Origin of the sequence: Paenibacillus pinihumi DSM 23905 = JCM 16419 (assembly GCF_000422505.1) — a bacterium.
Lineage (GTDB): Bacteria > Bacillota > Bacilli > Paenibacillales > Paenibacillaceae > Paenibacillus_D > Paenibacillus_D pinihumi.
Genome location: NZ_KE383864.1, coordinates 508,506 through 534,561, shown reverse-complemented (window position 1 = coordinate 534,561; position 26,056 = coordinate 508,506). Strand labels below are relative to the sequence as shown.

At 50.3% G+C, this 26,056-nt stretch carries 30 protein-coding genes; all 30 read left to right on the top strand.

Annotated features, from left to right (window positions below):
* Positions 1 to 30 precede the first annotated feature (30 nt).
* The 30 genes from hslV to H583_RS0116425 all read left to right on the top strand — a co-directional run bounded on the left by hslV (position 31) and on the right by H583_RS0116425 (position 26,053).
* Positions 31 to 573: an ATP-dependent protease subunit HslV gene (hslV, locus tag H583_RS0116570; protein WP_028561442.1), complete on the top strand. Its 543-nt coding sequence runs from the start codon at positions 31 to 33 to the stop codon at positions 571 to 573.
* 102 nt (positions 574 to 675) lie between these two features.
* Entirely contained in the window at positions 676 to 2,070 is a 1,395-nt protein-coding gene (gene hslU / locus H583_RS0116565; protein ID WP_028561441.1) for an ATP-dependent protease ATPase subunit HslU, read from the top strand.
* 40 nt (positions 2,071 to 2,110) lie between these two features.
* Positions 2,111 to 2,881, top strand: a complete 771-nt coding sequence (gene codY, locus H583_RS0116560; protein WP_028561440.1) for a GTP-sensing pleiotropic transcriptional regulator CodY — start codon at positions 2,111 to 2,113, stop codon at positions 2,879 to 2,881.
* 215 nt (positions 2,882 to 3,096) lie between these two features.
* Complete coding sequence (gene flgB, locus H583_RS0116555) at positions 3,097 to 3,510, top strand: flagellar basal body rod protein FlgB (protein ID WP_028561439.1); 414 nt, start codon at positions 3,097 to 3,099, stop codon at positions 3,508 to 3,510.
* Positions 3,511 to 3,512: 2 nt separating this feature from the next.
* Entirely contained in the window at positions 3,513 to 3,965 is a 453-nt protein-coding gene (gene flgC / locus H583_RS0116550) for a flagellar basal body rod protein FlgC (RefSeq protein ID WP_028561438.1), read from the top strand.
* Between the two features lie 30 nt (positions 3,966 to 3,995).
* A complete protein-coding gene (gene fliE / locus H583_RS0116545) occupies positions 3,996 to 4,310 on the top strand; it encodes a flagellar hook-basal body complex protein FliE (protein ID WP_028561437.1) in 315 nt (104 codons plus the stop codon).
* Between the two features lie 45 nt (positions 4,311 to 4,355).
* Complete coding sequence (fliF, locus tag H583_RS0116540; RefSeq protein WP_028561436.1) at positions 4,356 to 5,927, top strand: flagellar basal-body MS-ring/collar protein FliF; 1,572 nt, start codon at positions 4,356 to 4,358, stop codon at positions 5,925 to 5,927.
* Between the two features lie 23 nt (positions 5,928 to 5,950).
* Positions 5,951 to 6,952 (top strand): flagellar motor switch protein FliG, encoded by a 1,002-nt coding sequence (gene fliG, locus H583_RS0116535; RefSeq protein WP_425414533.1) that lies wholly within the window; start codon positions 5,951 to 5,953, stop codon positions 6,950 to 6,952.
* Entirely contained in the window at positions 6,945 to 7,787 is an 843-nt protein-coding gene (locus H583_RS0116530; RefSeq protein WP_028561434.1) for a FliH/SctL family protein, read from the top strand. Before fliG ends, H583_RS0116530 begins: the two co-directional genes overlap by 8 nt.
* Entirely contained in the window at positions 7,774 to 9,093 is a 1,320-nt protein-coding gene (fliI, locus tag H583_RS0116525; RefSeq protein WP_028561433.1) for a flagellar protein export ATPase FliI, read from the top strand. Before H583_RS0116530 ends, fliI begins: the two co-directional genes overlap by 14 nt.
* Before the next feature lie 8 nt (positions 9,094 to 9,101).
* The gene (fliJ, locus tag H583_RS0116520) at positions 9,102 to 9,548 is read left to right on the top strand and encodes a flagellar export protein FliJ (RefSeq protein WP_028561432.1); all 447 of its coding nucleotides are present in this window, start codon (positions 9,102 to 9,104) and stop codon (positions 9,546 to 9,548) included.
* A 42-nt stretch (positions 9,549 to 9,590) separates the two neighbouring features.
* On the top strand, positions 9,591 to 10,316 hold the full coding sequence (locus H583_RS33215; RefSeq protein WP_051236537.1) for a MotE family protein: 726 nt from the start codon (positions 9,591 to 9,593) through the stop codon (positions 10,314 to 10,316).
* Positions 10,317 to 10,356: 40 nt separating this feature from the next.
* Positions 10,357 to 11,787, top strand: coding sequence for a flagellar hook-length control protein FliK (locus tag H583_RS0116510; RefSeq protein ID WP_245585950.1), 1,431 nt, complete (start codon positions 10,357 to 10,359; stop codon positions 11,785 to 11,787).
* Between the two features lie 18 nt (positions 11,788 to 11,805).
* A complete protein-coding gene (locus H583_RS33210; RefSeq protein WP_081667284.1) occupies positions 11,806 to 12,354 on the top strand; it encodes a flagellar hook capping FlgD N-terminal domain-containing protein in 549 nt (182 codons plus the stop codon).
* A complete protein-coding gene (locus tag H583_RS0116500) occupies positions 12,344 to 12,727 on the top strand; it encodes a TIGR02530 family flagellar biosynthesis protein (protein ID WP_028561430.1) in 384 nt (127 codons plus the stop codon). The genes H583_RS33210 and H583_RS0116500 overlap by 11 nt, the downstream gene beginning before the upstream one ends.
* A 101-nt stretch (positions 12,728 to 12,828) precedes the next feature.
* Positions 12,829 to 13,650: a flagellar basal body rod protein FlgG gene (gene flgG, locus H583_RS0116495; protein WP_028561429.1), complete on the top strand. Its 822-nt coding sequence runs from the start codon at positions 12,829 to 12,831 to the stop codon at positions 13,648 to 13,650.
* Between the two features lie 73 nt (positions 13,651 to 13,723).
* On the top strand, positions 13,724 to 13,951 hold the full coding sequence (locus H583_RS0116490; protein ID WP_028561428.1) for a flagellar FlbD family protein: 228 nt from the start codon (positions 13,724 to 13,726) through the stop codon (positions 13,949 to 13,951).
* Positions 13,948 to 14,430: a flagellar basal body-associated FliL family protein gene (locus H583_RS0116485; RefSeq protein WP_028561427.1), complete on the top strand. Its 483-nt coding sequence runs from the start codon at positions 13,948 to 13,950 to the stop codon at positions 14,428 to 14,430. Before H583_RS0116490 ends, H583_RS0116485 begins: the two co-directional genes overlap by 4 nt.
* Positions 14,431 to 14,462: 32 nt before the next feature.
* The gene (gene fliM, locus H583_RS0116480; RefSeq protein WP_028561426.1) at positions 14,463 to 15,464 is read left to right on the top strand and encodes a flagellar motor switch protein FliM; all 1,002 of its coding nucleotides are present in this window, start codon (positions 14,463 to 14,465) and stop codon (positions 15,462 to 15,464) included.
* Complete coding sequence (gene fliY, locus H583_RS0116475) at positions 15,454 to 16,686, top strand: flagellar motor switch phosphatase FliY (protein WP_028561425.1); 1,233 nt, start codon at positions 15,454 to 15,456, stop codon at positions 16,684 to 16,686. Before fliM ends, fliY begins: the two co-directional genes overlap by 11 nt.
* Before the next feature lie 18 nt (positions 16,687 to 16,704).
* Complete coding sequence (locus H583_RS0116470; protein WP_028561424.1) at positions 16,705 to 17,067, top strand: response regulator; 363 nt, start codon at positions 16,705 to 16,707, stop codon at positions 17,065 to 17,067.
* Positions 17,068 to 17,072: 5 nt separating this feature from the next.
* Positions 17,073 to 17,684, top strand: a complete 612-nt coding sequence (locus H583_RS0116465) for a flagellar biosynthetic protein FliO (RefSeq protein ID WP_081667281.1) — start codon at positions 17,073 to 17,075, stop codon at positions 17,682 to 17,684.
* On the top strand, positions 17,681 to 18,439 hold the full coding sequence (gene fliP, locus H583_RS0116460) for a flagellar type III secretion system pore protein FliP (protein ID WP_028561422.1): 759 nt from the start codon (positions 17,681 to 17,683) through the stop codon (positions 18,437 to 18,439). Before H583_RS0116465 ends, fliP begins: the two co-directional genes overlap by 4 nt.
* 26 nt (positions 18,440 to 18,465) lie before the next feature.
* A complete protein-coding gene (gene fliQ, locus H583_RS0116455; RefSeq protein WP_028561421.1) occupies positions 18,466 to 18,735 on the top strand; it encodes a flagellar biosynthesis protein FliQ in 270 nt (89 codons plus the stop codon).
* A gap of 11 nt (positions 18,736 to 18,746) precedes the next feature.
* Positions 18,747 to 19,538, top strand: a complete 792-nt coding sequence (fliR, locus tag H583_RS0116450) for a flagellar biosynthetic protein FliR (RefSeq protein WP_028561420.1) — start codon at positions 18,747 to 18,749, stop codon at positions 19,536 to 19,538.
* Positions 19,539 to 19,553: 15 nt separating this feature from the next.
* Positions 19,554 to 20,645, top strand: coding sequence for a flagellar biosynthesis protein FlhB (gene flhB, locus H583_RS0116445; protein WP_028561419.1), 1,092 nt, complete (start codon positions 19,554 to 19,556; stop codon positions 20,643 to 20,645).
* A 29-nt stretch (positions 20,646 to 20,674) separates the two neighbouring features.
* Complete coding sequence (gene flhA, locus H583_RS0116440; protein ID WP_028561418.1) at positions 20,675 to 22,708, top strand: flagellar biosynthesis protein FlhA; 2,034 nt, start codon at positions 20,675 to 20,677, stop codon at positions 22,706 to 22,708.
* Positions 22,705 to 23,961: a flagellar biosynthesis GTPase FlhF gene (gene flhF / locus H583_RS0116435; protein WP_028561417.1), complete on the top strand. Its 1,257-nt coding sequence runs from the start codon at positions 22,705 to 22,707 to the stop codon at positions 23,959 to 23,961. The genes flhA and flhF overlap by 4 nt, the downstream gene beginning before the upstream one ends.
* On the top strand, positions 23,954 to 24,832 hold the full coding sequence (locus tag H583_RS0116430; protein ID WP_028561416.1) for a MinD/ParA family protein: 879 nt from the start codon (positions 23,954 to 23,956) through the stop codon (positions 24,830 to 24,832). Before flhF ends, H583_RS0116430 begins: the two co-directional genes overlap by 8 nt.
* A gap of 30 nt (positions 24,833 to 24,862) precedes the next feature.
* Positions 24,863 to 26,053 carry a protein-glutamate methylesterase/protein-glutamine glutaminase gene (locus H583_RS0116425; RefSeq protein ID WP_028561415.1) on the top strand — a complete coding sequence of 397 codons (1,191 nt, stop codon included), beginning with the start codon at positions 24,863 to 24,865 and terminating at the stop codon, positions 26,051 to 26,053.
* Positions 26,054 to 26,056 lie beyond the last annotated feature (3 nt).

The window sequence follows — 26,056 nt, the reverse complement described above, 5'->3', positions numbered from 1 at the left end:
AAGCACTAGCCGGACAAGGGAGGAATAGAGATGGAAATGCAGTTTCATGCTACCACGATTTGTGCCGTACGCTGCAATGGCAAGGGCGCAATTGCCGGGGACGGCCAGGTGACTTTTGGCAGCAACATGATCATGAAGAATTCTGCTAAAAAGGTTCGCAGACTATTTCGTGGTCAGGTTGTAGCCGGTTTTGCCGGCTCTGTTGCTGATGCGATTACACTGTTCGAGAAATTTGAGGGCAAGCTGGAGGAGCATCACGGCAATTTGCAGCGGGCTGCGGTAGAAATGGCTAAGGACTGGCGCTCGGACCGGGTGCTTAGAAGGCTGGAAGCGATGATGATCGTCATGGACGCCAAAGGCATGCTGCTGATTTCCGGCAACGGGGAGATTATTGAACCTGATGACGGCATTGTGGCGATTGGCTCAGGAGGCAGCTTTGCGATGTCTGCTGCCCGGGCGCTTACCCGTCATGCTACGGATATGGAAGCCAAGGAAGTAGCTAAGGCTTCACTTGAAATTGCCGCAGAAATTTGCGTCTATACCAACCATAACATTATTGTTGAAGAAATATAATATACAATATATCTATCATAAGTTGAATGAGCCTTGCTCAAAGTTATTCATTCAAATTAGTTTTAACTATAACTAGCCGGAGCTAATACGGAGGGATACTGGATGGGAAATGAAGCGTTGACGCCGCGCCAGATTGTCGCGGAGCTGGACAAATATATTGTCGGTCAAAAACTGGCCAAACGGTCAGTGGCTATCGCTCTGAGAAACCGTTATCGCCGCAGCCGGCTGGAAGAATCGCTGCGTGATGAAATTATGCCTAAAAATATTTTGATGATCGGGCCGACAGGGGTCGGTAAAACCGAGATCGCCCGCAGGCTTGCCAAGCTTGTCAATGCCCCGTTCGTCAAGGTAGAAGCAACGAAATTTACCGAAGTCGGCTACGTGGGCCGTGATGTGGAATCGATGGTTCGCGATCTGGTTGAGACAGCGATCCGCATGGTCAAGGCGGAGAAGACAGAAGCCGTCAAGGACAAGGCGGAGAAGCTGGCTAATGAAAGATTGGTTTCAATCCTGGTTCCTTCCGACAAGAAGGCAAAGTCCCAGCGCAACCCGCTGGAGATGATTTTCGGACAGCAACAGCAGCAGGAACAGGAAGAGCCTGAGACGGACAATACGATTATTGAGCGCAGAAGACAGGTCAAGTGGCAGCTGGAGGCCGGTCAGCTCGAGTCTGAGCTTGTAGAGATCGAAGTCGAGGACAATGCCCCAAATATGCTAGATATGCTCTCCGGACAAGGCGGAGAAGGGATGGGCATGAACATGCAGGAGATGTTCGGCCAACTCATGCCCAAGCGGTTCAAGAAGCGCAAGCTGACGGTAAAGGAAGCACGCAAAGTGCTTACGCAAGAGGAAGCGAACAAGCTCATTGATATGGATGATGTCATCCAGGAGTCCGTGAACCGTGCCGAGCAGTCGGGCATGATTTTTATCGATGAGATCGACAAAATTGCCAGCCCGTCCCGCGGATCAGGGCCAGACGTGTCCCGTGAAGGCGTACAGCGCGATATTTTACCGATTGTAGAGGGTTCTACCGTCATGACTAAATATGGCCCGGTAAAGACGGATTATGTACTGTTTATCGCCGCAGGCGCATTCCATATCGCCAAGCCTTCTGATCTCATTCCTGAGCTTCAGGGCCGCTTCCCGATCCGGGTGGAGCTGAGCGATTTGTCGCTTGAAGATTTCGTGAAAATTTTGACTGAGCCTAAAAATGCATTGACCAAGCAATATTCTGCCCTGCTCGAGACTGAGGGCATTACAATTGATTTTTCAGAGGATTCTATCCGGGAAATAGCCGGTATTGCTGCAGATGTGAACCGGAATACAGAAAATATTGGTGCGCGCAGACTTCATACGATTCTGGAGAAGCTGCTCGAGGATCTCTCGTTCGAGGCGCCGGATTTGAATCTTGAACAGATGACGATTACGCCGGAATATGTTCGGGATAAGGTCGGGGATATTGCGCAAAACCGTGATTTGAGCCAATATATATTATAGCGGATAGTGTTCCCCGGAAAGAGTAGTAGGAGGATTTGGTATGACCTTACTTGCAAAAACACGAACGTTGAATCGGTTGCTCCAGCGGGCCGCCGGTAAGGCGCTTAATTTCAGAGAAATGGCAGAGGTCTTGTGCTCGACGATTCAGGCCGATGTATTCGTAGTCAGCCGCAGAGGCAAAATTTTGGGCTGTGCGGCAGCCGGAGTCTGGGAGCATGAAAAGCTGAAGGCGGCTTCTGCTGCCGATTTGAGGTTCCCGCAGGAGAGTAACGAACGGTTCTTGTCTGTGCAGGAAACGGTGACCAATGTTGTGCCTGAAATGGGGATTGCACAGGTGTTCCCTGAGATTTCCAAGCATGGCGTGATGACGGTCGTCCCGATTCAAGGCGGGGGAGACCGTCTTGGGACGCTAATTTTAACACGCAGTGAAGGTATCTTCGATGATAGCGATCTGATATTGGCTGAATACGGGTCTACGATCGTCGGTATGGAAATTTTGCGCGAGCGTGCCGAGGAGATTGAACTGGAGGCACGCAGCCGGGCAGCGGTGACGGTAGCCGTCAATTCGCTATCTTTTAGCGAACTGGAGGCAGTGGATCATATTTTCGAAGAGCTGGGAGAAAAAGAAGGTCTTCTGGTTGCTTCCAAAATTGCCGACCGTGTCGGGATTACCCGCTCTGTCATCGTCAATGCGCTGCGCAAGCTGGAGAGTGCGGGTGTGATTGAAACACGTTCCCTGGGAATGAAGGGAACCTATATCAAAATACTAAATGTACAGCTTATGCAGGAGTTGGCAAAAATAAAAGCCTGAAAAACAGGTCTATTTTCCCTTGAACGCCCTATCTTGAAACAAAGATAGGGCTTTTTGCTTATTGTTAAAGAATTCAAAATTATGGAACATAATGATGAGACGAAAATTCGACATTTCGTTCTCATTTTTTTAATAATAATTTGTCGAAGAAAGAAGGAAAGTAGGTCAATCTGTTGAATTACTACAAAGAATAACAGAGAGAGCGAGGCTTGTCCGTGAATTTATTAAACGGTTCTAATTTTCAGAGACTGAATGGAGCAGTGCGGGCCGCCGAATTACGCCAACAGGTTATTTCTAACAATGTGGCGAACGCGGATACACCCTATTTTAAACGTTCGGAAGTCGTATTTGAGAAGTATCTGGAACAGGAAATGGGCAAATCAGATGGGGCTAATCTACCACTGAAGCGAACAAATCCCAAACATTTGGGAGCCGGCGGACAGACAGGTCCTTTACGGATAGGAGTAGAGACGGATGAAATATCGGTCATGAACAACAACGTGAACAATGTGGATATTGACCGGGAAATGTCGCTGCTTGCCAAGAACCAGCTTCGTTACAACGCGCTTATACATCAGGTTAGCCACGATATCAGGATGATCCGGACTGCCATTGAAGGGAGAAGCTGACAATGAGACTATCGAATGGGTTTGACGCCAGCGCTTCGGCCTTAACGGCCCAAAGATTAAGAATGGATGTGATATCCTCTAACATTGCCAATGCGGAAACGACAAGGGGGAAGGTAGTGAATGGGCAGTTTGAACCATATGCACGTAAACTCACCGTCATGGAACAGATTCGTCCTTCCTTTGCGGATACGCTGAAAAGGGAGATAGATGGCGGAAGCAAGTCCCAGGGCGGCGTAAAGGTCTCACAGATCATGGAGGACCGGACACCGCCGAAGCTGGTGTATAACCCAAGTCATCCTGATGCGGATGCAGAAGGATATGTCAAACTGCCAAACGTGGATATTCTCAAGGAAATGGTAGATATGATCTCGGCAACTCGCTCGTATGAGGCGAATGTAACAGCGCTGAATGCGACCAAAGCAATGTTTACCAAGGCCCTGGAGATCGGGAAATAATAACAGAACAGGATTCGGAGGAATTATTTCATGATTGAAAATGTGAAAGCAGGCTTAAGCCCATTCTCCTCTGCAATAAAAGCTACGACTGAAGTGAAGAAGGGCGAGAACACGCCGGCAGAAGTCACCGCAAACTTCGGAGATTTTCTGAAAAAAGCGATTGACGGAGTAAGTGAACAGGAGAAAGCCGTACATAAAGTAACAGACCGTTTTATTATCGGACAGGCAGATGTGTCGGAAGTCATGGTTGTCTCCGAACAGGCTCAGCTCAGCTTGCAGCTTACGGCCCAGATCCGCAACAAAGTCGTTGAGGCTTACCAGGAAATGATGCGGATGCAGGTGTAATAATCACAGCATACAATAAGGCAAGGAGCTGGGTGGGGTGAAATTGTGAACGAAAAGGTTACCCAATACAGGGACCGGGTTTCCCAGTATTGGACGCAATTGAGCAAAACAAAGAGAATGCTGTTGGGCGCAACACTTGGCTTTTTCATCATCAGCATTGTTTTGCTGGTTCTGATTTTTTCACGGACCGAATACGAGCTGGTTTTTCAGGATTTGGATGCTGCCGACGCAGCTTCGATTACACAATATCTGGACAGCAACAAAATTGAGTACAAGCTTGGTGCAAATGGCACAACCATTTCCGTACCAGCCGCAAATGCAGCCAAGGTAAGGGTGGATGTTGGTTCGCAAGGACTGGTCCAGAACGGTTCCATAGGCTTTGATGCCTTCGGTCAAGGGTCCTCGGCCTTTGGTCGGACAGAGAATGAGTTCAACGTCATGTATCGCAATGCGCTGAACGGCGAAATTCAGCGTATGCTTAACAGCATGGAAGGAATACAGAAATCCAATGTGCTTATTAATCTGCCGGAGGAGAGCATCTTTATTAATCCGAATGGCAAGGAGCCGGCTTCGGCTTCTGTTGTACTGACATTCAAACCGGGCTATCGTCCTACCCAGGAAGCGATAGACGGGTACTACAATCTGGTTAAGACGGCTATTCCAAATCTGGCGACGGAGGACATTACCATCTCAAGCCAACAATCCGAGCTGTTTGCTTCAAGCAAGCTTGCCGGTACAGGTATGTCGACCCAGCCAGTGGATACGCAATTCCAGATCGAAAGAAAGTTCAAAGAAGAAGTGCGCAAAAGCATCAAAGAGTTTTTGGGCCGCTTCTATGGGGCTGACAAGGTCGTCATCAGCGTGGCTGCCACATTGAACTTTGACCAAAAGAACTCGACGCAGACGCTCGTTCAACCGCTCGAGGACAATGACAACCGGGGAATTATCATTAGCGAAACCGAATCAAGTCGTTCGTCAACAGGCGGAGATGCCCCTGCAGGCGGCGTGGTTGGAACAGGTGAAACCGATGTTCCGGGATATCAGGCAACAGATGGAAGGTCAACAAACAGCGAAGAAGCTTCGCGTACGACCAACTACGATGTAAGCCGCATTACAAATAATATTGTCTCCGGTCCTTTTGTGGTCAAGGATTTGTCTGTAAGTGTAGGGATCGAGACTGCACAGCTGACGGATGAGCAGCGTCAGGAAATTTCCAATTATCTGATTCCTTTTGTCAGAGCACAGCTTTCCGATTCAGGACAGAACATAGATGATGACGTATTAATGGGCAAAAAGGTTTCAATTTTTGCTCAATCTTATGCCGGACCTCAAGATACGACGGCTGCCAGCGGCTTATCATGGCCGTGGATGGCAGGTATTGGCCTCGCTGCCCTGCTTGTGGGCGGAGGTGCTGTATATCTTATTAACCGCCGGCGCAAACAATCAAACATCGATGATGAAGAAGAATATTTTGAACAACCCAGGGTCGAGTATCCGACAATTGACCTTGACAGCGAGACGAGTGAAAGTCAGGTTCGCAAGCAATTGGAGGAGCTTGCAAAACGTAAGCCGGAGGAATTTGTCAATCTGCTGCGGACATGGCTTGTTGATGAATAGAGGTGGAAGTATTGGCTAAGACAATGCAGGGCTTGTCCGGCAGACAAAAAGCTGCCATTCTGCTCATTACGCTGGGACCTGAGGTATCCGCACAAATCTTCAAGCATTTGAGAGAAGAGGAGATTGAGCAGCTGACGCTGGAAATTGCCAACGTCCGCAAGGTGGACGGAGGAGAGAAGGAGACAATCCTTGCCGAGTTTCATCAGATATGTATGGCCCAGGAGTATATCTCTCAAGGCGGTATCGCTTATGCGAAGACGATTCTTGAGAAGGCTTTGGGCGAGTCGAAAGCAATGGAGGTTCTTAATCGTCTTACCGCTACACTGCAGGTCAGGCCGTTTGACTTTGCCAGGAAGGCAGAGCCAACCCAGATTTTGAACTTTATACAAAATGAGAATTCCCAGACCATTGCACTTGTATTGTCTTATCTTCAGTCAGAGCAATCGTCAGCGATTCTGTCTTCGCTCCCACAGGATAAGCAGGCCGATGTAGCCCGCAGAATCGCCCTGATGGACAGCACTTCACCAGAGGTAATTGCACAGGTGGAACGAGTGCTGGAGCAGAAACTTTCCGCGACCGTTACCCAGGATTACACGACTGCGGGCGGAATCGAGTCCATCGTGCAGATCCTCAATGGCGTCGATCGCGGTACAGAGCGTACCATTCTGGATTCGCTTGAGATTCAGGATCCGGAGCTGGCAGAAGAAATCAAGAAACGCATGTTTGTATTTGAGGACATCGTCAACATCGACAACCGTTCGATTCAACGCATTATCCGTGATATTGAAAGCTCGGACCTCCAGTTGGCGCTCAAGGTGGCAAGCGAAGAGGTGCGGGAAGCTATTTTCCGCAATATGTCCAAACGGATGTCGGAAACATTCAAAGAGGAAATGGAATTTATGGGACCTGTGCGGCTTCGTGATGTGGAGGAAGCACAGACTCGCATCGTAGCTACCATTCGCAGACTAGAGGAATCCGGAGAGATTATTATCGCTCGCGGCGGAGGTGACGACATCATTGTCTAACCTGATCAAGTCAGCCCATGTCGTAGCAATGGAGGATCTCAAGAAGCTCCAGACGGAGAAGCGGTATGCTTTTGCCGCCCATCAGGAAAGCGAGCAGCCGCTGGAGCATTACTTGCCGACAGAAGAAGAACTGCAGACCAGACAGCTCAGAGATCAAATCATAGAGGATGCAGAATCCTATGCGAAAGAGCGGCTGGAGCAGGCTGCTGCCGAGGCGGAACAGATGCTGCAGGCGGCGAAGGAACAGATCGGGCAATGGTGGAGCGAGCGCCGCGCCGAGGATGAGCAGCTTGAAGAGAGCTTGCGCAAGCAGGGATATGATCAAGGTTATCAGGAAGGGCTTGTTCATGCCGAGGAAGACAATAGCAGGCAGTGGGCGCAGCAGATAGAGGATGCGAAGGCGCTTCTGGAGCAGGCTTACAGAAGCCGGGAAGAAATTATTCAGGAGGCTGAGCCTTTCCTGGTGGAGCTTAGCTGCTCGATCTCGGAGAAAATCATCGGCAAGCAATTAACTGCCGCACCAGATTGGGCTCTTGAACTCGTCGTGAAGTCGCTATCCCGCAGAAGAGAGCAGGGGATGATTGCTCTTTGTGTGGCACCTGATCAGCTTGCCTTTATGGAAGCGGCACGGGAAGAGCTTTCACTGGCAATTGACTCCCAGGCTGAATTGCAAATTCTTCCTGATGTATCCGTCAAAGGCCATGGCTGTGTCATCCGCTCGATGTATGGAAGCATTGATGCCCGAATCGATACGCAGCTTGAGGAAATTAAGCGGGAACTGATTCAGCTTGCGATTCAAGGTGAAGAGCGGAGGGGTACGGATGAGCAGGCTTGACACCTCACGCTATATCGAGCATTTGCGGACGATCGACCCGGTTCGGGTTAATGGCAAGGTTACTCAGGTCATCGGACTGACTGTTGAATCGGAAGGGCCGGACGCCAGCGTAGGTGATTTGTGTTACATTTATCCGGCCAAATCAACCAAGCCGTTAAAAGCAGAGGTTGTGGGCTTCCGTGACAACAAAGTTATTTTAATGCCGCTTGGGGATTTGCATGCCATTGGTCCCGGTTGTGATGTCGTAGGAACGGGCAAGCCGCTTACGATCCAGGTCGGTTCCGAGTTGCTTGGCAAGGTGCTTGACGGGCTCGGGCAGCCGCTTGACGGCTCGCACATCCCTACCCGGATGCCGCACTACTCCACCTACAATCAGCCGGGCAACCCGCTGATGCGGCCAAGGGTCAAGGACCCGCTAAGCATCGGTGTCCGGGCTATTGACGGACTGCTGACTGTAGGGCAGGGCCAGCGGGTTGGCATTTTTGCCGGATCAGGTGTCGGTAAGAGTACATTGCTCGGCATGATTGCACGCAATACTTCGGCAGATGTCAACGTTATTGCGCTTATCGGAGAGCGGGGACGCGAGGTACTGGAGTTTATTGAGAAGGATCTGGGTCCCGAAGGTTTGGCCCGATCGGTCGTTATTGTTGCCACCTCAGACCAGCCGGCACTGATCCGGATGAAAGGGGCGCTGATTGCAACGACGATCGCGGAGTATTTCCGTGACCGTGGACTGAACGTCATGTTGATGATGGATTCCGTCACACGGTATGCAATGGCGCTCCGCGAGGTAGGACTTGCGATTGGGGAGCCGCCGGCAACAAGGGGGTATACACCTTCCGTATTTGCGGAGCTGCCCAAGCTGCTGGAGAGGGCCGGAACCGGGCCGACAGGCTCCATTACGGCATTTTATACGGTACTTGTCGACGGTGATGATATGAATGAGCCGATAGCGGATGCAGTCCGGGGGATTCTTGATGGGCATATCGTCCTAAGCCGGTCATTGGCGCACAAGGGACATTTCCCGGCAATTGATGTGCTGCAGTCGGTCAGCCGTGTCATGAAGGAGATTGTGGCCGAGGAGCATCAGGATGCGGCGAATGAGCTGAAAAGCTTGCTTGCCACCTTCAGGGATTCAGAGGATTTGATTAACATCGGCGCCTACCAGTCAGGCTCCAATGCAGAGATTGACCGGGCGATTCAATACATCGATACGATTCGGGGATTCACACAGCAGAAAACAACGGAAAAGGTAGACTTCGAGGAAGCAAAGCAGCGCCTAATGATTGACTTTTACAGGAGATGAACAGGCTAATGGGCAAGTACCGGTATCCTTACCAGAAGATTGTTGATCTGAAAACAAGCCAAAAGACCCAGGCGGAATGGTTGCTGTCCGTCGCAGTTGGCAAGCTTCAGCTTGAAGAGCAGTCGCTCGAGCAGCTGGAGGCGGAGAAGCAGCATTGGGCGGACAAGCTCCTGCAGGCATCTGCCACGCTGGTAGCCTTGTCAGAACTTCGGGTTATGCAGCAGTATGTGGAGCATTTGGAAGAATCCATTATCCGTAAATCAGGTGATGTCAAGGCAGCCAAGGCGGAAGTGGATCGCAGCAAAAGTTATCTCTCGGAGAAAATGATGGATGAGAAGGTATGGCTGAAGGCTAAGGAAAATGCCTATGGCCGATTTAGTCAGGTGGTCCTGCTGAAAGAGCAGAACGAACTGGATGAAATTGCGTCCGTCCGTTTCAAGACGGCAGCGCGTTAAACGAAAAGTGCGCCGGAGCGACAACAAGCGGAGGGGGATCGCATGTCGGATTTAGAAGAAGAAAGAAGTTACAGCGTATTTGAGAGGCTGCTTTTCTTCATTACGCCGCTCCTCTTTACGGTCGTTCTGCTGGCTGTCATCCTTGCGGTTTTTAGTCCGGATATTCGGGGCAAGATGCTGGATGTCGGCAACCAGATTCCGCTGATCGGGAACTTGCTCCCGGATGGTCCTAATAAAGCGAAGCTGGCAGAAGAGACAAATGAAGGGCAAGACGAAAAAGCAGAGGGAACCAACGATCAGGTGAAGGATCTTCAAAATAAGCTTGCTGCAAAAGAAGCCGAACTGAAAAAGGCGCTTGGCGAGCAAAGCACACAGGAAGCGAAAATTTCGGAGCTTCAGTCCAAAGTGGATGAGCTGGCTCAAAATGCTGAAAACCCTGAGCTGACCGAGGAACAATATACGGCCGAAATTAAAGACTTGGCATCCATGTATACCAAAATGTCACCGAGCAAAGCCGCTCCAATCCTGCAAAATATGGAGCTTCCGGAGATGGTACTCATTTTAAATGCAATGAAGACGGATGACCGGGCAAAAGTGATGGAGAAAATGACGCCGAAAATTGCTGCTGATGCGACCATGCTTATGAAGGACTCGGTTCCGGTAAGGGATCAGCAGATTGCAGCTCTGCAAGCCAGAGTGAAGCGCTTGACCAACTCAAGCAATAATACGGCGGGCACACCGTCGGCTCCGCCGGCGAAAAAGCAATAGAAGCCTCTAATTCTACCGAAAGGAGGTGAATACATTGCAAATGTCAGCAGGACAATTGATGCTGATCGCCTCCGCATCCAACTCGCCGGCGCAGGGAGCTGCCAAGCCTGGCATGACGGGAAATACGGGAGATGCCCAGGCTTTCCCGCAAATGCTGGTGCAGTTCGTGAATGGCAAGGGAGACACACAAGCAAGCGGAACAAATGTGAGCAGTCTGGCGGCACTTCTTCAAGGCGAAATGGCCTTGGCAGATAAGGATGGGCTGGAAAATCTGATTTCGCTGGTGGATGAGATTCAAGTCCAGCTTGATCAGCTTGATGAGGAAACAGACCCGGCTCCATTAGAGGAAATGGCCGCAGAGCTGCAAGCGCTGCTCTATACCATTACGATGATGCTGCCTGCTCAAGTACAAAATGATGCAGAACAGGAAGCCCTTCAATCTCAAGCATTGTCTGGATCGGCTGCTTTTTCTACAAATGCGGCATTGGTACAGGCTGTAGCCGACCAGGGAGCCAAGACGATGCCTGAGTCAGAACTTCAGGCGGAGCAGTCTCAAGCGCAGACGCTGGCAGCTGTTCCGGCTTTGAAGAATAAGGTTGAGGAGTTGCTTCAACAGATTCGTACGGTTGCGGAGCAGGGTCTTCCAAAGCCGGTGCAGGCTGCATTTTCCCCGCTTTTGGAGAATAAACTGGAAGCACTCAAGCAATGGCTTGCAGCGGGCGCAGGCAAAACGGGTACCGCGGAGCAATCAGAAGAACAGCAGCTCGATCTGCGCGGCGGAACGATCCAGGCACCCCAACATGCGGCAAACCAGACGTTGCTCGCCAGACTAGGCCGTTCCTCCTTCCATCCGTTATTGAAGCAGGCTTCGGAGACTGGAGTGCAAAGCGCGTCAGCGACCGCAACAGCTTCTGCTGAACAGGCAGATTTGCTGACAGCAGGACACAATCCGGCAGCAGGCGCTGAGACGGTGAAGCCACAATTCCAGGCCGCTCCGCAAGCAGCACCGATGCCAGCTGTTCCGGCTGACCGGTTCGCGGAGAGAATGGAGAGCTTTTTATTTAAGCAGATGCAGCTCACCAGCCTGAAAGGAATGTCCGAGGCGAGGATCTCGCTGTTCCCGGAGCATCTGGGACAGGTGGATATCAAGCTGACGCTGCAGAACGGCCAGCTCACGGCTTTGTTTGTTACAGATAGTCGCAATGCCAAGGATATGCTGGAGAATCAGATGTCCCAGCTCAGGGCAGCACTACAGCAACAAGGGCTTCAGGTTGATCGGCTCGAGGTAACCCATGCGCCGGAGTCCGGTCAGAACCAGTATCAGAACGGACGCGAGCAAGGTTCCGGACAACAGCAGCAGACACCGGGGAGACAAGGACAGGCTTCCGAGCAAAAGGGCGAGGACAGCTTCGAGTCCGAATTCAGGCAGCTTAGCGAGCAGCTTGAAGACAGCATTAATGTAACGGCTTGAACCGGAGGTGAATAACGATTGAGTGACGTCTTGCCGACGAAAAACATATGGCCCAATTATAGTCCCAGTAATGTAAAGGCGGCGCCTACGAAGGAGAAAGCCGATACGCTTGGCCAGGATCAGTTCCTGCGGATTCTGATCGCCCAGATTCGTCACCAGGATCCCATGAATCCGCTCCAGGACCGTGATTTTATTGCCCAGATGGCACAATTCTCCTCCGTAGAGCAACTGATGAAGATGTCCGGCGAAATGAAGCTGATGAGAAACAGTCTTGGCACGGCATCGAGCATCATTGGCAAAACGATTGACTGGATCGAGAAGGACAGCCAGGGCCCATCGAAGACGCATACCGGGGTCGTGGATTCCATTACGGTCAAGGATGGAAAGCTGTTTGCAATATCAGGAGACAGCAAGATAGATATGGATGATATTGTTGCCATCAGAACCGCACCTGCAGCCGATACTCCGGAGGATCATACTCCTGAGCCGGACAAAGGAAGCGATGGCGGTGAGAACGTCACACCAGACGGGGCAGCTTCTGGCGGTGAAGTGCCTGATGAGCAATAAAATAAGCATTGGACAGCTAATAGGAACAACTTCTCCAATAGGAGTACGCCCTGTTAAAACCAATGTTCAGGCTCAGAGTTGCAGTCAGGCGAAATTTCAGGAACTGCTCGATGAGAAGGTGCTGAAGTTCAGCCACCATGCACAACTTCGAATGCAACAAAGAGGAATCGTTCTTCAACCGGAGCAAATGGAAAAAATTGCAGGGGCAATTGATCAGGCGGAGGCAAGAGGAGCGAAGGACTCCCTGATTCTTCTGAGAGATATTGCAATGATCGTCAATGTGCCTTCACGCACTGTCGTAACGGCAATGGATGGCCAGGGGATAAAGGGAAACGTATATACACAGATTGATAGTGCCGTTGTCATTTCGTAACCGGCTGGACCTGCAAGGGGGCCGATGGCTGCGGATCGACAGAAGCAGTCAAACGATGAATGTCGCAGGCGAAAACAGTTAAAGAGAGGACGAACTCGTTCATGTTGAGATCAATGTATTCGGGTGTATCTGGGATGCGCGGTTTTCAAACCAAGCTGGATGTCATCGGAAATAACGTCGCGAATGTCAATACAGTAGGCTTCAAAGCCGGACGTGTCATGTTCAAGGATATTTTAAGCCAGACGGTATCTGGTGTAACCGCACCTGTTGACGGAGTTACCGGGGGTGTCAATGCAAAGCAGGTCGGACTTGGCGTTACTGTCGGTTCGATTGATACGATTCATACACCAGGCAGTGATATGACGACAAATGTTCCGACAGACTTGCGGATTGATGGCGACGGATTTTTTGCCGTACAAACGGCAGAAGGACAGGAAACGCCTTATTTGACCCGTGCAGGTGATTTCCGTCCGGATGCGAATCGTCAGCTTGTAAACAGCGATGGCGGATTTCTGTTGAGTACAGATGGCGAGCCGATTGTACTTGATGAAGAGGTCACGGCGTTTTCTATCTCACAGAACGGTTCCATTATTGCAATCAATGCCGATGGAACCAGTGAAGATACCGGCATACGGATTGCGATCATCAAGGTCGTAAACCCTGGGGGGCTGGAGAAGATCGGCGGCAACCTGTACCGGCTCACTCCTAATGCTAATCCGGATGGTGCTTTTGAATATTTGGAGGCGAACAATGCGGAAGCGGGAACAGGTGCTATCATCGCCGGCCATCTGGAGATGTCCAACGTTGACCTGACTTCAGAGTTCACCGAGATGATTGTCGCCCAGCGCGGTTTCCAGTCCAATTCGAGAATCATTACGACTTCTGATGAAATTCTGCAGGAAGTTGTCAATCTGAAACGATAATTGAACAGTTGAGCAGTCCGGGGAACACTTCTAGCTGCGTGCTTCCCCGGAACTGAAGCTTAGGAGGTAAGCCATGATAGCAATGACGCGGTTAAACGGTACAGAGCTCATCATTAACGCGCTGCTGATTGAATCGATTGAGGAGGTTCCGGATACGCTGATCACCTTGACGACGGGAAAAAAGATTGTAGCCATGGAGAGCGCAGCTGAGATTACTTCAAGGATTCAGGATTACCTTCGCCAGATCGGGTTAGTTGCGGCGGGGATTAGGACGGAGCAAACGGAGGGACCTTCTTCATGAAAAAAATGCTGCCTTGGATGATCACAATTTTGCTGGCGATTACATTAATTGCTGTTGTTGCGGTCTTCCTGTTCAATCAACTTTTCAACGGAAGCTCCGGCAATGACGCGTTGGATGCCAAGCAAAGCGTGAATGGCGTCCATGCAGAAAAATTAAGTGCAGACAAGCGGGTTGAAGTGACGAGCGTCATGGGCGACATCAAGACCAACCTTGCAGACCCTAGTTATATCGCCGTATTGGGACTGGCTTTTCAGCTCGATAAAAAGACGACGAAGGAAGATTTCGACAAGATCAAGGATATTCAAATCAAACCTATCATTTTGAGAGTGCTGTCTGATTCGAAACCGGAAGAGCTTAACGGCTCCAAGGGTAAGGATGCAATGAGCGCGAAGCTGATCAATCTGATCAATCCTGTCCTTCCGGACGGCAAGCTGGTTAGCATAGAAGTAACAGATTTTATGATCCAACCGTTATATTAGCAGCTTACTTTTTCTAAAGAGGGGGGAGAGGATTGGTTGATGTATTATCGCAAAATGAAATCGACGCGCTTTTAGCGGCTCTGTCTTCCGGTGAGATGGATGCGGAGGAGCTCAAAAAGGAAGAGACGCAGAAAAAAATCCGTACGTATGATTTCAAGCGTGCAGTCCGCTTCTCAAAAGACCATATTCGAAGCCTGACAAGAATTCATGAGAACTTCGCCCGTTTCCTTACGACGTATTTCTCAGCTCAACTTCGGACCTTCGTGCAAATTAGTGTCGTTCAGGTCGAGCAGCTTCCATATGATGAATTTATTCGCTCGATTCCGAAAATGACGGTTTTAAATATATTTGAAGCGGAGCCTCTGGAAGGCCGAATGGTGCTGGAGGTGCATCCCAATGTCGCGTATGCGATGCTGGACCGGCTTCTTGGCGGTCAGGGAACAGCTCCCTCCAAGATTAATGCGCTCACTGAAATTGAAACGACCGTCATGGAACGAATTTTCAGCCGGGCCTTTGAAAGCTTGCAGGAAGCATGGAAAACGGTCATCGATATCTCACCGCGAATGGAAGCTTTGGAGACGAATCCGCAATTTATGCAAATTGTATCGCCCAATGAGACCATTGCACTGATCTCGCTAAGTACTAAAATTGGGGAAACGACCGGCATGATCAATCTGTGTATTCCGCATGTGGTCATCGAACCAATTATGCCAAGGCTTTCCGTCCACCACTGGTTCGTATCCCAGAAGAAACAGAGAGCTCCCGGCGAGCAGGAGATGCTGGAGCAGCGGGTGAACCGGGCAAAACTCAATATTGTCGCCGAGTTGGGACAGTCCAGCTTAACCATCCATGAATTTTTGGGATTATCGGTAGGAGATGTCATATCGCTAAATCGGTCGGTAGAAGAAGGACTGCATATTAAAGTAGGTGATAAATTAAAGTTTATCGGCAGCCCTGGCTCCGTAAAAGATCGGCTGGCCGTGCAGATCGACGAGATTGTCAGCGAAGGAGTAGAGGAAGAATATGACGAGTAAAGATTACTTATCCCAGGAGGAAATTGACGCTCTGCTTCGTCAGTCTGCCGGGGAAACCGAGGGTAATGATACGACGGCAGAGGTAGAGGAATTTAAGCCTGAGAATTATATCAGCTTAATTGAGTCCGATGCGCTTGGGGAGATTGGTAACATTACCTTCGGGAGCGCAGCAACCGCCCTCTCGACCCTGCTGGGCAAAAAGGTGGATATTACAACGCCAAAAGTTACGGTCATCCGCAGGGAGGACCTTGAACGCGAGTTTCCCAAACCGCATGTTGCCGTACATGTACATTACGTTGAGGGTTTTCAGGGCATTAACTCGCTCGTTATCAAGACCAAGGATGCACAGGTCATTGCCGATCTGATGCTTGGCGGAGAGGGCGAAATTCCTGATGAAGTTTTGAATGAGATCCACATCAGTGCGGTACAGGAAGCGATGAACCAGATGATGGGCTCATCTGCTACCTCAATGTCCACCATTTTCAACAGATTCGTCAATATCTCGCCACCTGGCATTAATATATTGGATGTGAATAGCGGAGAAGGCGTGAGCAACTTGCCGCCGGTGGATGTGTTCATCAAAATCTCCTTTGACCTTAGAATCGGTGATTTGATTGACTCTACCATTATGCAGCTGTTGCCGGTATCCTTCGCGAAGGAAATGGTAGCGACCTTGATGGGTGGCGGAGCGACTGAACCGGAACCTGTTCAGGCTGCACCAGCAGCCCAGCCGGCTGTACCGGAGAGCAGCTATGCGCCTCCAGTGGCAGCGCCTGCTGCAGCTCAGGGCTATCAGGAGCCGCCTGCCCAGACTTTTATGCCGACGCAAGAGCAGCCGTTTGGCGCACCTGCGCAGCATGCGCAAGGTCCGAATACATATGGAGCAATGCCTGGCCGGAATGTGAATGTCCAGCCTGTACAATTCTCCAACTTCCAAAGCGCGTCTTATGCCCAGGCAGATGACACAAACTTGAATTTATTGCTCGACATTCCGCTTAAAGTCACTGTAGAATTAGGAAGGACCAAGAAACAAATTAAGGAGATTCTTGAGCTGTCCCAAGGCTCGATTATTGAGCTGGACAAGCTGGCTGGCGAACCGGTCGATATTCTGGTAAATAACAAACTGATTGCCAAAGGCGAGGTTGTTGTTATTGATGAGAACTTCGGTGTCAGGGTAACCGATATTGTAAGTCAGTGGGATCGGATTCAGAAACTTCAATAACCGGGAGGAAAATAACAAATGGCAAACCGTATTTTAATCGTAGACGATGCAGCATTTATGAGAATGATGATCCGGGACATTCTTACCAAAAACGGCTACGAGGTAGTAGGAGAAGGCCAGGATGGCACTCAAGCGGTAGAAAAATTCAAGGAGCTCAAACCCGACTTGATTACAATGGATATTACGATGCCCGAAATGGACGGGATCGCTGCCCTTAAAGAAATCAAAAAGCTCGACCCGAATGCAAAGGTAATTATGTGTTCAGCAATGGGACAGCAGGCGATGGTTATTGACGCCATTCAAGCAGGCGCCAAAGACTTTATTGTAAAGCCGTTCCAGGCAGACCGGGTTATTGAAGCAATCAAGAAAACCCTGGGTTAACCCCTATGCGCAGAGGTGGAACCTCTCTGGCTTGCATTGGAGCAGGACTAGCCGTATGGAATTCTACTGCGGCTGCCGCTTCATTAAATAATGAAGGGCCTCCAATGCAGCCGGATGATAATATACTGGGCAATCTTATATGGGTTATTATCGCTCTCTTACTAGTTATCGGCTTGATTGTTATTTTTATTAAATTCTTATCCCAGCGCAGCCGGGGCTACGGTATGAATCGTTCTGTCCGTACGCTCGGAGGGGTCGCGCTGGGCCAAAATAAATCACTGCAGGTCATAGAGCTGGCAGGCAAAGTATATGTTGTTGGTGTGGGAGATGATGTAACGCTGCTCGACAAGGTAGATTCGCCTGAAGAAGCCCGCATGATGATCGAGAGAATGGAAGCGCATCTTGGGGGCGGCAACCTGTCGGTATCGGAATGGATTCGCAAATTCCGGAAGCAGGATGAGAGCAGCGAAATCCCGGAAGATGGCTGGAACAGCAGATCAGTCTCCTTTGAGAGTATGCTGCAGGATAAGCTGCAGCGCCAGTCAGAACGCAAGCAACAAATGCAGGAAGCGTTACACAATTCCAATTCAATGAAAAACCAGTCGAGGGATGAATGAACAAGAAACTCGCTTTACTAACTTTACTTCTGCTGCTGATTGTTCCGCTGCTCTCATCCTATGCCTTCGCTGAGCCGCTGCCCAGCGTCAATATTGAAATAGGCAATGGAGGAGAGCAGCCCGGGACCTCTGCGCTTTCCCTTTTGCTCATCATCACGGTACTGAGTATTGCGCCGGCCATTCTGGTGCTGATGACAAGCTTCACACGTATTGTCATTGTGCTTGGTTTTGTCCGGACTTCGCTCGGTACGCCGACGATGCCGCCGAACCAGGTTATTATCGGACTTGCGCTTTTTCTTACCTTCTTTGTTATGGCACCGACGCTCGGGAAGGTTAATGATGTTGCGCTGCAGCCGTATTTAAAGGGGGAAATGTCGCAAACCGAAGCGCTCTCTAAAGCCGCAGAGCCGATGAAGGAATATATGATTTCATATACAAGGCCAAAAGATTTGCAGCTGTTTATGAAATATACGAAAATGGAAAGTCCTGCGAATGTGCAGGATATTCCGATTTCGGTACTGGTTCCTGCTTATGCTCTAAGCGAGCTGAAGAGCGCATTTAATATGGGATTTATCATTTTTATCCCGTTCTTGATTATTGATATGGTCGTAGCCAGTGTACTGATGGCAATGGGGATGATGATGCTGCCTCCGGTTATGATATCCTTGCCCTTCAAGATCCTTCTTTTTATTTTGGTAGACGGGTGGTATTTGGTTATCCAATCCTTGTTGAAGGGCTTTGCCAATACCTACTAGCTAATCAAGCGGAAGGAGCGAAAAGGATGAGCTCGGATTTTATTATCGGCTTGGCCGGACAGGCGATCTGGACTGTATTGAAAGCCAGTGCTCCGATGCTGGTGCTCGGGCTTCTGGTTGGTCTGATCGTCAGTATATTTCAGGCTACTACACAGATTCAGGAGCAGACCCTGGCCTTTGTGCCTAAAATTGTGGCCGTATTGCTGGCTGTGCTGCTGTTTGGGCCTTGGGTACTGAACACCATCGTGGATTTTACATACAATCTGCTCAACAATCTGGATAAATATATCGGATAGGCCGTGGATTCATGGAAGTTATTCTACAGGCATTCCCTATTTTTTTGTTAATCTTTTGTCGAATCACATCGTTTTTCGTCGTTGCGCCGATTTTTTCGACCCGCAACGTCCCGGCTCCATTCAAGATCGGCCTGGGATTTTTTGTTGCCCTGCTAGTCTATTTGGTCTACGGCATTAATGTATCGCTTGTCATAGATGCAGGCTATCTGCTAATGGTCATTCGTGAGGTGCTGGCGGGTCTGCTGCTGGGGTTTGTGGCCTACATGTTTGTGACTGCTGTACAGATTGCAGGGGGCTTTATCGATATGCAAATGGGTTTCGGGATGGCGAACGTAATGGACCCGGTATCCGGGTTCACAGTGCCGCTGCTCGGCAATTTCAAATTTATAATTGTGATGCTGCTGTTTCTGTCCATGAACGGACATCATTATTTGCTCAGTGCAGTGATGCAGAGCTATGATTGGCTGCCGCTATCCAACAATCTGTTTAATCAGATTTATCAAGGGTCAGTCAGCGAGTTTCTGGTCATTACATTCAGCAAGGTGTTCCTGCTGGCGCTCCAGCTTTCGGCACCTTTGGTGGTCGCTCTGTTCCTCACTGATGTCGGGCTTGGCTTCCTAGCCAGAACAGCGCCGCAATTTAATGTGTTTGTAATCGGTATCCCGCTTAAAATTCTGGTTGGCTTGTTCATGCTTGCCCTGCTCATGCCTGGCTTTGCGGCACTGATCGGCAACCTGTTCGGGCAGATGTTTGCCGCCATGGAAAATTTGCTGGCCGGGCTTCAACAACAATTGACCTCTTAAAGGGAGGTTCTACTCGTGCAAGCTTACCGTTGGTCGCTTGATTTGCAGATGTTCTCCCAGGAGAAGACAGAGAAGGCGACCCCGAAGAAAAAGCAGGATTCCAGAAAAAAAGGCCAGGTTGCCAAAAGTATGGAAGTGCCTGCATCATTTATTCTCCTGTTCGTCTTTCTGAGTTTTCTTATGCTGGGCGGATATTACAAAGAGAGGCTGATCGGATTATTTGGCAGCACCTTTGAGTCCCGTCTCAACATGGAGATTACGCTTGCCAACGTCGGCATCTTATTCAAGGATCTGATCATTGAAGGACTGATGCTGCTGGCCCCGTTGTTCGGCATTGCGATTGTTGTAGCATTGCTCGGCAATTACGTCCAATTCGGATTTTTGCTCACAGGCGATCCTTTAAAGATGAAGCTGAGCAAGATCAATCCGGTTCAGGGTTTCAAGCAAATTTTTTCGATGCGTTCAGTAGTTGAATTTTTAAAGAGCATATTGAAGCTGACAGTAATAGGTCTTGTAGTCTGGATGACACTTTGGGGAGAGAAGGATCATATTCTTTCGCTGGGCTCTGTCCCGATTGAGCAGATTTTTTCCTTTGCCGCCTCGATTACCCTGTCACTGGGCGTAAAGATCGGCGCATTGCTTGTCGTATTGGCTCTGATGGATTATATGTATCAGAGATTTGACTTTGAAAAGAAACAACGGATGTCCAAGCAGGATATTAAGGATGAATACAAAAAGACCGAGGGGAACCCGGTCATCAAAGGCAGAATTCGCGAACGTCAGCGTAAAATGGCACTGCAGCGGATGATGCAGGAGGTTCCCAAGGCGGATGTCGTCATTACGAACCCGACGCACTTCGCGGTAGCGATCCGATATGACGGGAGCGAGATGGAAGCACCGGTTATTATCGCCAAAGGGATGGATTATGTAGCGCTCAAAATCAGGGAAATTGCCAAGGAAAACGGCATTATCATGATGGAGAACAAACCGCTGGCCCGGGCATTGTTCGAGCGGGCGGAGATTGGGGATACAATTCCGTCCGATCTGTTCCAGGCAGTAGCTGAAGTACTTGCTTATGTGTACAAAGTAAAACGCAAAACCAAATGACATGTCAGTATAGAAAGAGGTAGAGCAGTATGCGATTGAAGGATATGTCCATATTGATCGGCATTATAGGCATTGTCCTCATGATGGTTATTCCCGTCCCGATCGTGCTGCTTGATGTCCTGCTGATCGTAAATATATCAGCAGCGCTGATGATTCTACTGATTGGAATGAATACGCAGAGCCCGCTTGAATTTTCAATTTTTCCTGCGGTGCTGCTGATTACGACATTGTTTCGCCTCGCCTTGAACGTATCGACAACCCGGAACATTCTCTCTCATGGTGAGGCGGGCAAGGTTGTTGAGACGTTCGGCCAGTTTGTGGCCGGGGGGCAAATTGCAATCGGCTTTGTCGTGTTCCTCATTCTGGTCGTTGTTCAGTTTATCGTCATTACGAAGGGCTCCGAACGTGTGGCAGAGGTTGCAGCCCGCTTTACACTTGACGCGATGCCCGGAAAGCAGATGAGTATTGATGCCGACTTGAATGCGGGATTGATCAATGAACAGCAGGCCCGCGAACGCAGACAAAAGATTGAACGCGAAGCGGACTTCTACGGTGCAATGGACGGTGCGAGCAAATTCGTAAAGGGAGACGCGATTGCCTCCATTATTATCCTGTTTATTAACCTTCTCGGCGGCTTTGTGATTGGTATGGCCATTCACGGCATGGAGTTCTCGGAAGCGATCAGCACGTTCTCCGTCCTGACAATTGGTGATGGACTGGTCAGCCAGATTCCGGCATTGCTGATCTCTACGGCAGCAGGTCTGATTGTGACACGTGCGGCATCAGAGGGCAATTTGGCATTTGATTTGACGAGCCAGCTGTTCCGATATCCAAAGCTGTTGTATATCGTAGCCGGAACCATTGCCATGCTCGGTATCTTTACACCGATTGGGCCTTTGGCCACCCTGCCTTTAGCCGCATTGCTGGCCTTTGCAGGATGGAAGATGAGCGGCTCGCTTGCGAAGCAAAAGCAGGAAGAGGAACTGATGGTAGAAGAACAGCAAATCGAGGAAGTACGCAGTCCGGAAAGTGTAATCAGCCTTTTGCAGGTTGACCCGATTGAATTTGAATTCGGTTATGGGCTAATCCCGCTTGCAGATGCGCAACAGGGAGGGGATCTGCTCGATCGTGTCATCATGATCCGCAGACAGTGTGCGCTTGAATTAGGAATTGTCGTACCGGTGATCCGCATCCGTGACAATATTCAGCTGAAACCGAATGAATATGTGATTAAAATTAAAGGAAATACGGTCGCCCGGGGCGAATTGCTCATGAACCACTATTTGGCTATGAGTCCAGGGTTCGATGATGACTCAATAATAGGTATTGAGACTCAGGAGCCTGCATTTGGACTTCCGGCCTTGTGGGTAGATGAAGCAATGAAGGAAAGGGCAGAACTTTCCGGCTATACCGTCGTTGATCCGCCTTCGGTCGTGGCGACCCATTTGACAGAGGTTATCAAGAGACATTCCCATGAACTGGTTGGCAGACAGGAGACGAAGGCGCTTATCGAAAATGTCCGCGAAAGCTATCCGGCGCTTGTTGATGAATTAATCCCTTCCATTCTATCAGTAGGAGAAGTGCAGAAGGTGCTGGTGAAGCTGCTGCGTGAGAAAATCTCAATTCGCGATTTGGTAACCGTCTTTGAGACGCTGGCGGACCAGGGCAGCTATACAAAGGACCCGGATATTCTGACTGAATACGTCAGACAGGCGCTGTCGCGACAAATTACGCTGCAGTACGCTTCCGGCCACGACGCGCTTAAGGTCATTACGGTCGGGCCTTCCATTGAGAAGAAGATTGCCGAGTCCGTCCAGCAATCCGACCAGGGCAGCTATCTGGCTCTTGATCCTGTCACGACGCAGCATATTTACACGAAACTGAGCGAACAGGTAACCAGGCAGGCACAGTCCGGACAGCAGCCCATCGTTTTGACCTCGCCGACTATCCGCATGTATTTGCGGCAGCTGGTAGAGCGTACGATGCAGGATGTGCCAGTCCTTTCTTACAGTGAGCTTGAGCCAAGTGTTGAAGTCCAAAGCGTCGGGGTGGTGAATCTATGAGAGTGAAACGGTACGTTGTCCAATCAATGCCTGATGCGCTCTCTCTGATCCGAAGCGAGCTGGGAAATGATGCGGTGATCCTCAATACAAAGGAAATACGCGTAGGCGGCTTTATGGGCATGTTTCGCAAGAAGAAAATGGAGGTCATTGCCGCTATTGAATCGGGACAGCAGCCAGCTAAGCCGGCGCTTCCCGTTCAGACTGCGGCGGCAGCAATTCCCTTCAATAGCTCCACTTATGCCGCTGCCCCGGAGAAATTCTCCGCTGCGGCAGTTGCTGATTTATTGAAAGAAGAGCTGAAGGCCTATGTGCCGCCGGTCACTCCTTCTCCGGCTCCGGCCAAAGCTGTAGAGGCAGCAGCACCATCGTCTGTGGTGCAGTCGGACCTTGCTGACGAAATTCGCCAGATGAAGCAGATGATTATCGGCTTCTCGAGACAGCAAGGGACCGAGCAGCAGCGTCCGGCCGCACTGCAAAAGCTGGTGGAGCGGCTGCGCAAACAAGAAGTGGCGGACGAGTGGGTTGACAGGTTGCTTGAAGGCATTACAGAGTCCGAAGATTACAGCACAGATTGGACGACGGAGCAGATATGGACAGAGGCTTCGGGAATTATCAAGATGTGGATGCTGCCTCTGCAGACTGAAGGGATATCACCTTCGGTGAGAATCCTGAACTTCGTCGGGCCGACGGGTGTCGGCAAGACAACCACGATTGCCAAGCTGGCTGCAGAGCAAACTCTGCGCCATAAAAGGCGGGTCGGATTTATTACGTCAGATACATACAGAATTGCAGCCGTTGACCAGCTGCGCACGTACGCCAACATTTTAAATGTTCCGCTGGAGGTTGTATTCTCTCCGCTTGAGCTGAACCGTGCTTTCAGCCAGCTGGAGGACCGGGATTTGGTCTTCATGGATACAGCAGGACGCAATTTTCGCAATGAGCTTTACGTATCGGAAGTGAACAGCCTGATCCAGGGTCATTCCGACAGTGATACATTTCTGGTATTAAGCCTGACAGGCAAAACCCAGGATATGGACGTGGTAGCCAGACATTTTTCACTCTATGGCGTAGACAAAGTGTTGTTTACCAAGTGGGATGAGACACAGAGCTACGGTGCAATTCTCAATATTGCACTGGCACATTTGCTTAAGCCTGCTTATATCGCCAGCGGTCAGAATGTCCCAGAGGACATCCGTCCATTTGAAATAAACAGCTATGTGGAACAACTGCTCGGAGCTGCGGAAGATGAATGACCAGGCCGATTCATTAAGGAAACTGGTAACCGCACAGGAGAATGGGGCTTTGCAGCAGCCAAAATTGACACGAATTGTCACAGTGACCAGCGGCAAGGGCGGAGTCGGAAAATCCAATTTCAGTCTTAATTTTGCCCTGATGCTGCAGCGTCGCGGCCAAAAAGTACTTGTGTTTGATGCGGATATCGGGATGGCCAACATTGATGTCCTGATGGGATTTTCCGCGCCACATAATCTGTATCACCTGCTCAAGCGGGAGAAGACAATCTGGGATATCATCCAGCATGTGCCAAGCGGTATTGATTTCATTGCCGGCGGTTCCGGCTTCCGTGATCTGGTGGAATTGCCACAGTCGGAACTGGATTATTTCGGGGAACAGATTGCCCGTCTGAGCGGACATTATGATGTTATTCTGTTTGATACAGGAGCAGGGCTCTCGAAGGAAACAGTCAAGTTTATTGCCGCGGCGCAGGAGACAATTGTCGTCACGACACCTGAGCCTACCTCAATTACCGATGCTTATGCCTTGATGAAGATGGTGAGATCGATGCATGAGGATGTGTCCTTCAAGCTGGTTGTCAACCGGGCATCGGATATAAGGGAAGGCAAACAGACAGCGGACAAGATTGCCATGGTGGCGAAGCAGTTTTTACAAATTGAGGTTCCGCTTCTTGGGACTGTTATGGATGATGCCAATGTGACCAAGGCAGTGAAAAAGCAAGTGCCGTTTGCACTCGCTTATCCAACGGGCGAAGCTGCCAGATCCATTGATGTAATTGCCCGGCATTTTTTAAACGAAGAAGGAAATGCAGCCCCGGCAGAGGTTGGGCTGAAAGGCTTTATCAACCGGATGCTGAGGCTGAAAAAGTGATAAAGCCAAGGCAGGAAGGAGGCAAATATAATGGCTCCATATCGCGTTCTCGTCGTTGATGATTCTGCCTTTATGCGTAAGATCATTTGTGACCTGATTAAACAAGATCCGCGTTTTACAATTGTGGCTACGGCGGGTACCGGAGCAGAGGCGCTGCTCGCATTAAAGCAGTACAAGCCGGATGCCATTACGATGGACCTTGAGATGCCGGAGATGAACGGGCTTGAGGCCTTGAAGCAGATTATGAGAATCCAGCCGACTCCGGTCATTATGATTTCCGGTATTAGCGAGGATGGCACAAGGGAGACGATCAAGGCGCTTCAGCTGGGAGCCTTCGATTTTATCCGTAAGCCTTCCACTGCTGTTAGTCCGCAGGAGGTCGGCCAGCAGCTTCTTGAGAAACTGAGTGTGGCTGTTATGACCCGCAGCAAACCTGTGCCGGCGGTGCCGCGTCCGGAGGCAGTGAAGAAGCCTGCTCCTCCTCAGGAGACCAGGAAGCCTGAGGAACCGAAGCTGCCAGAACCTGAGAAGATTGTAAAGCCGGAAATCAAATTCAAGCCAGCCGGACGGCCCGCGGTAGCCAAGCCGCCTAAGCGCGAGCAGCAGCGGCCGCAGAAAATAACAGGCAGCTTCACGGATATCGTAGCTGTCGGCACCTCAACAGGAGGCCCGCGTGCGCTGCATCAGCTAATCGGCGACCTGCCGTCAGGATTCCCGGCACCGGTGCTGGTAGTCCAGCATATGCCTCCCAGATTTACTCGCTCGCTTGCACAGCGGCTGGACAGCTTCAGCAATCTGAAGGTTATGGAGGCGGAGCAGGGCCAGCAGGTTCACGCCGGTCATGTATATATTGCTCCCGGCGGGCTGCATATGGAACTGACAGAGAGAGCGGGCCAATATTACATTCATTTGTCTGAAACCCCGCCCCGCAGCGGGCATCGGCCGAGCGTAGATGTGTTGTTCGAGTCTTTGCTGCCGTATCCGAAGCTCAGGCGCCATGCGGTCATAATGACCGGAATGGGCAGCGACGGGGCGAAGGGGATGAAGTCGCTTGTTGAGCAGGGAATCCCAACAGCGGTTGCCGAAGCGGAGGAAACCTGTGTCGTGTTCGGAATGCCCCGGTCAGCGATTGAGGCGGGGGCAGCTACAACTGTGCTTCCGCTGCACAGCATAGGTAATTTTCTGGTCAGTGCTGTAGGACGCAATTCCAGCAGCTCATGATTA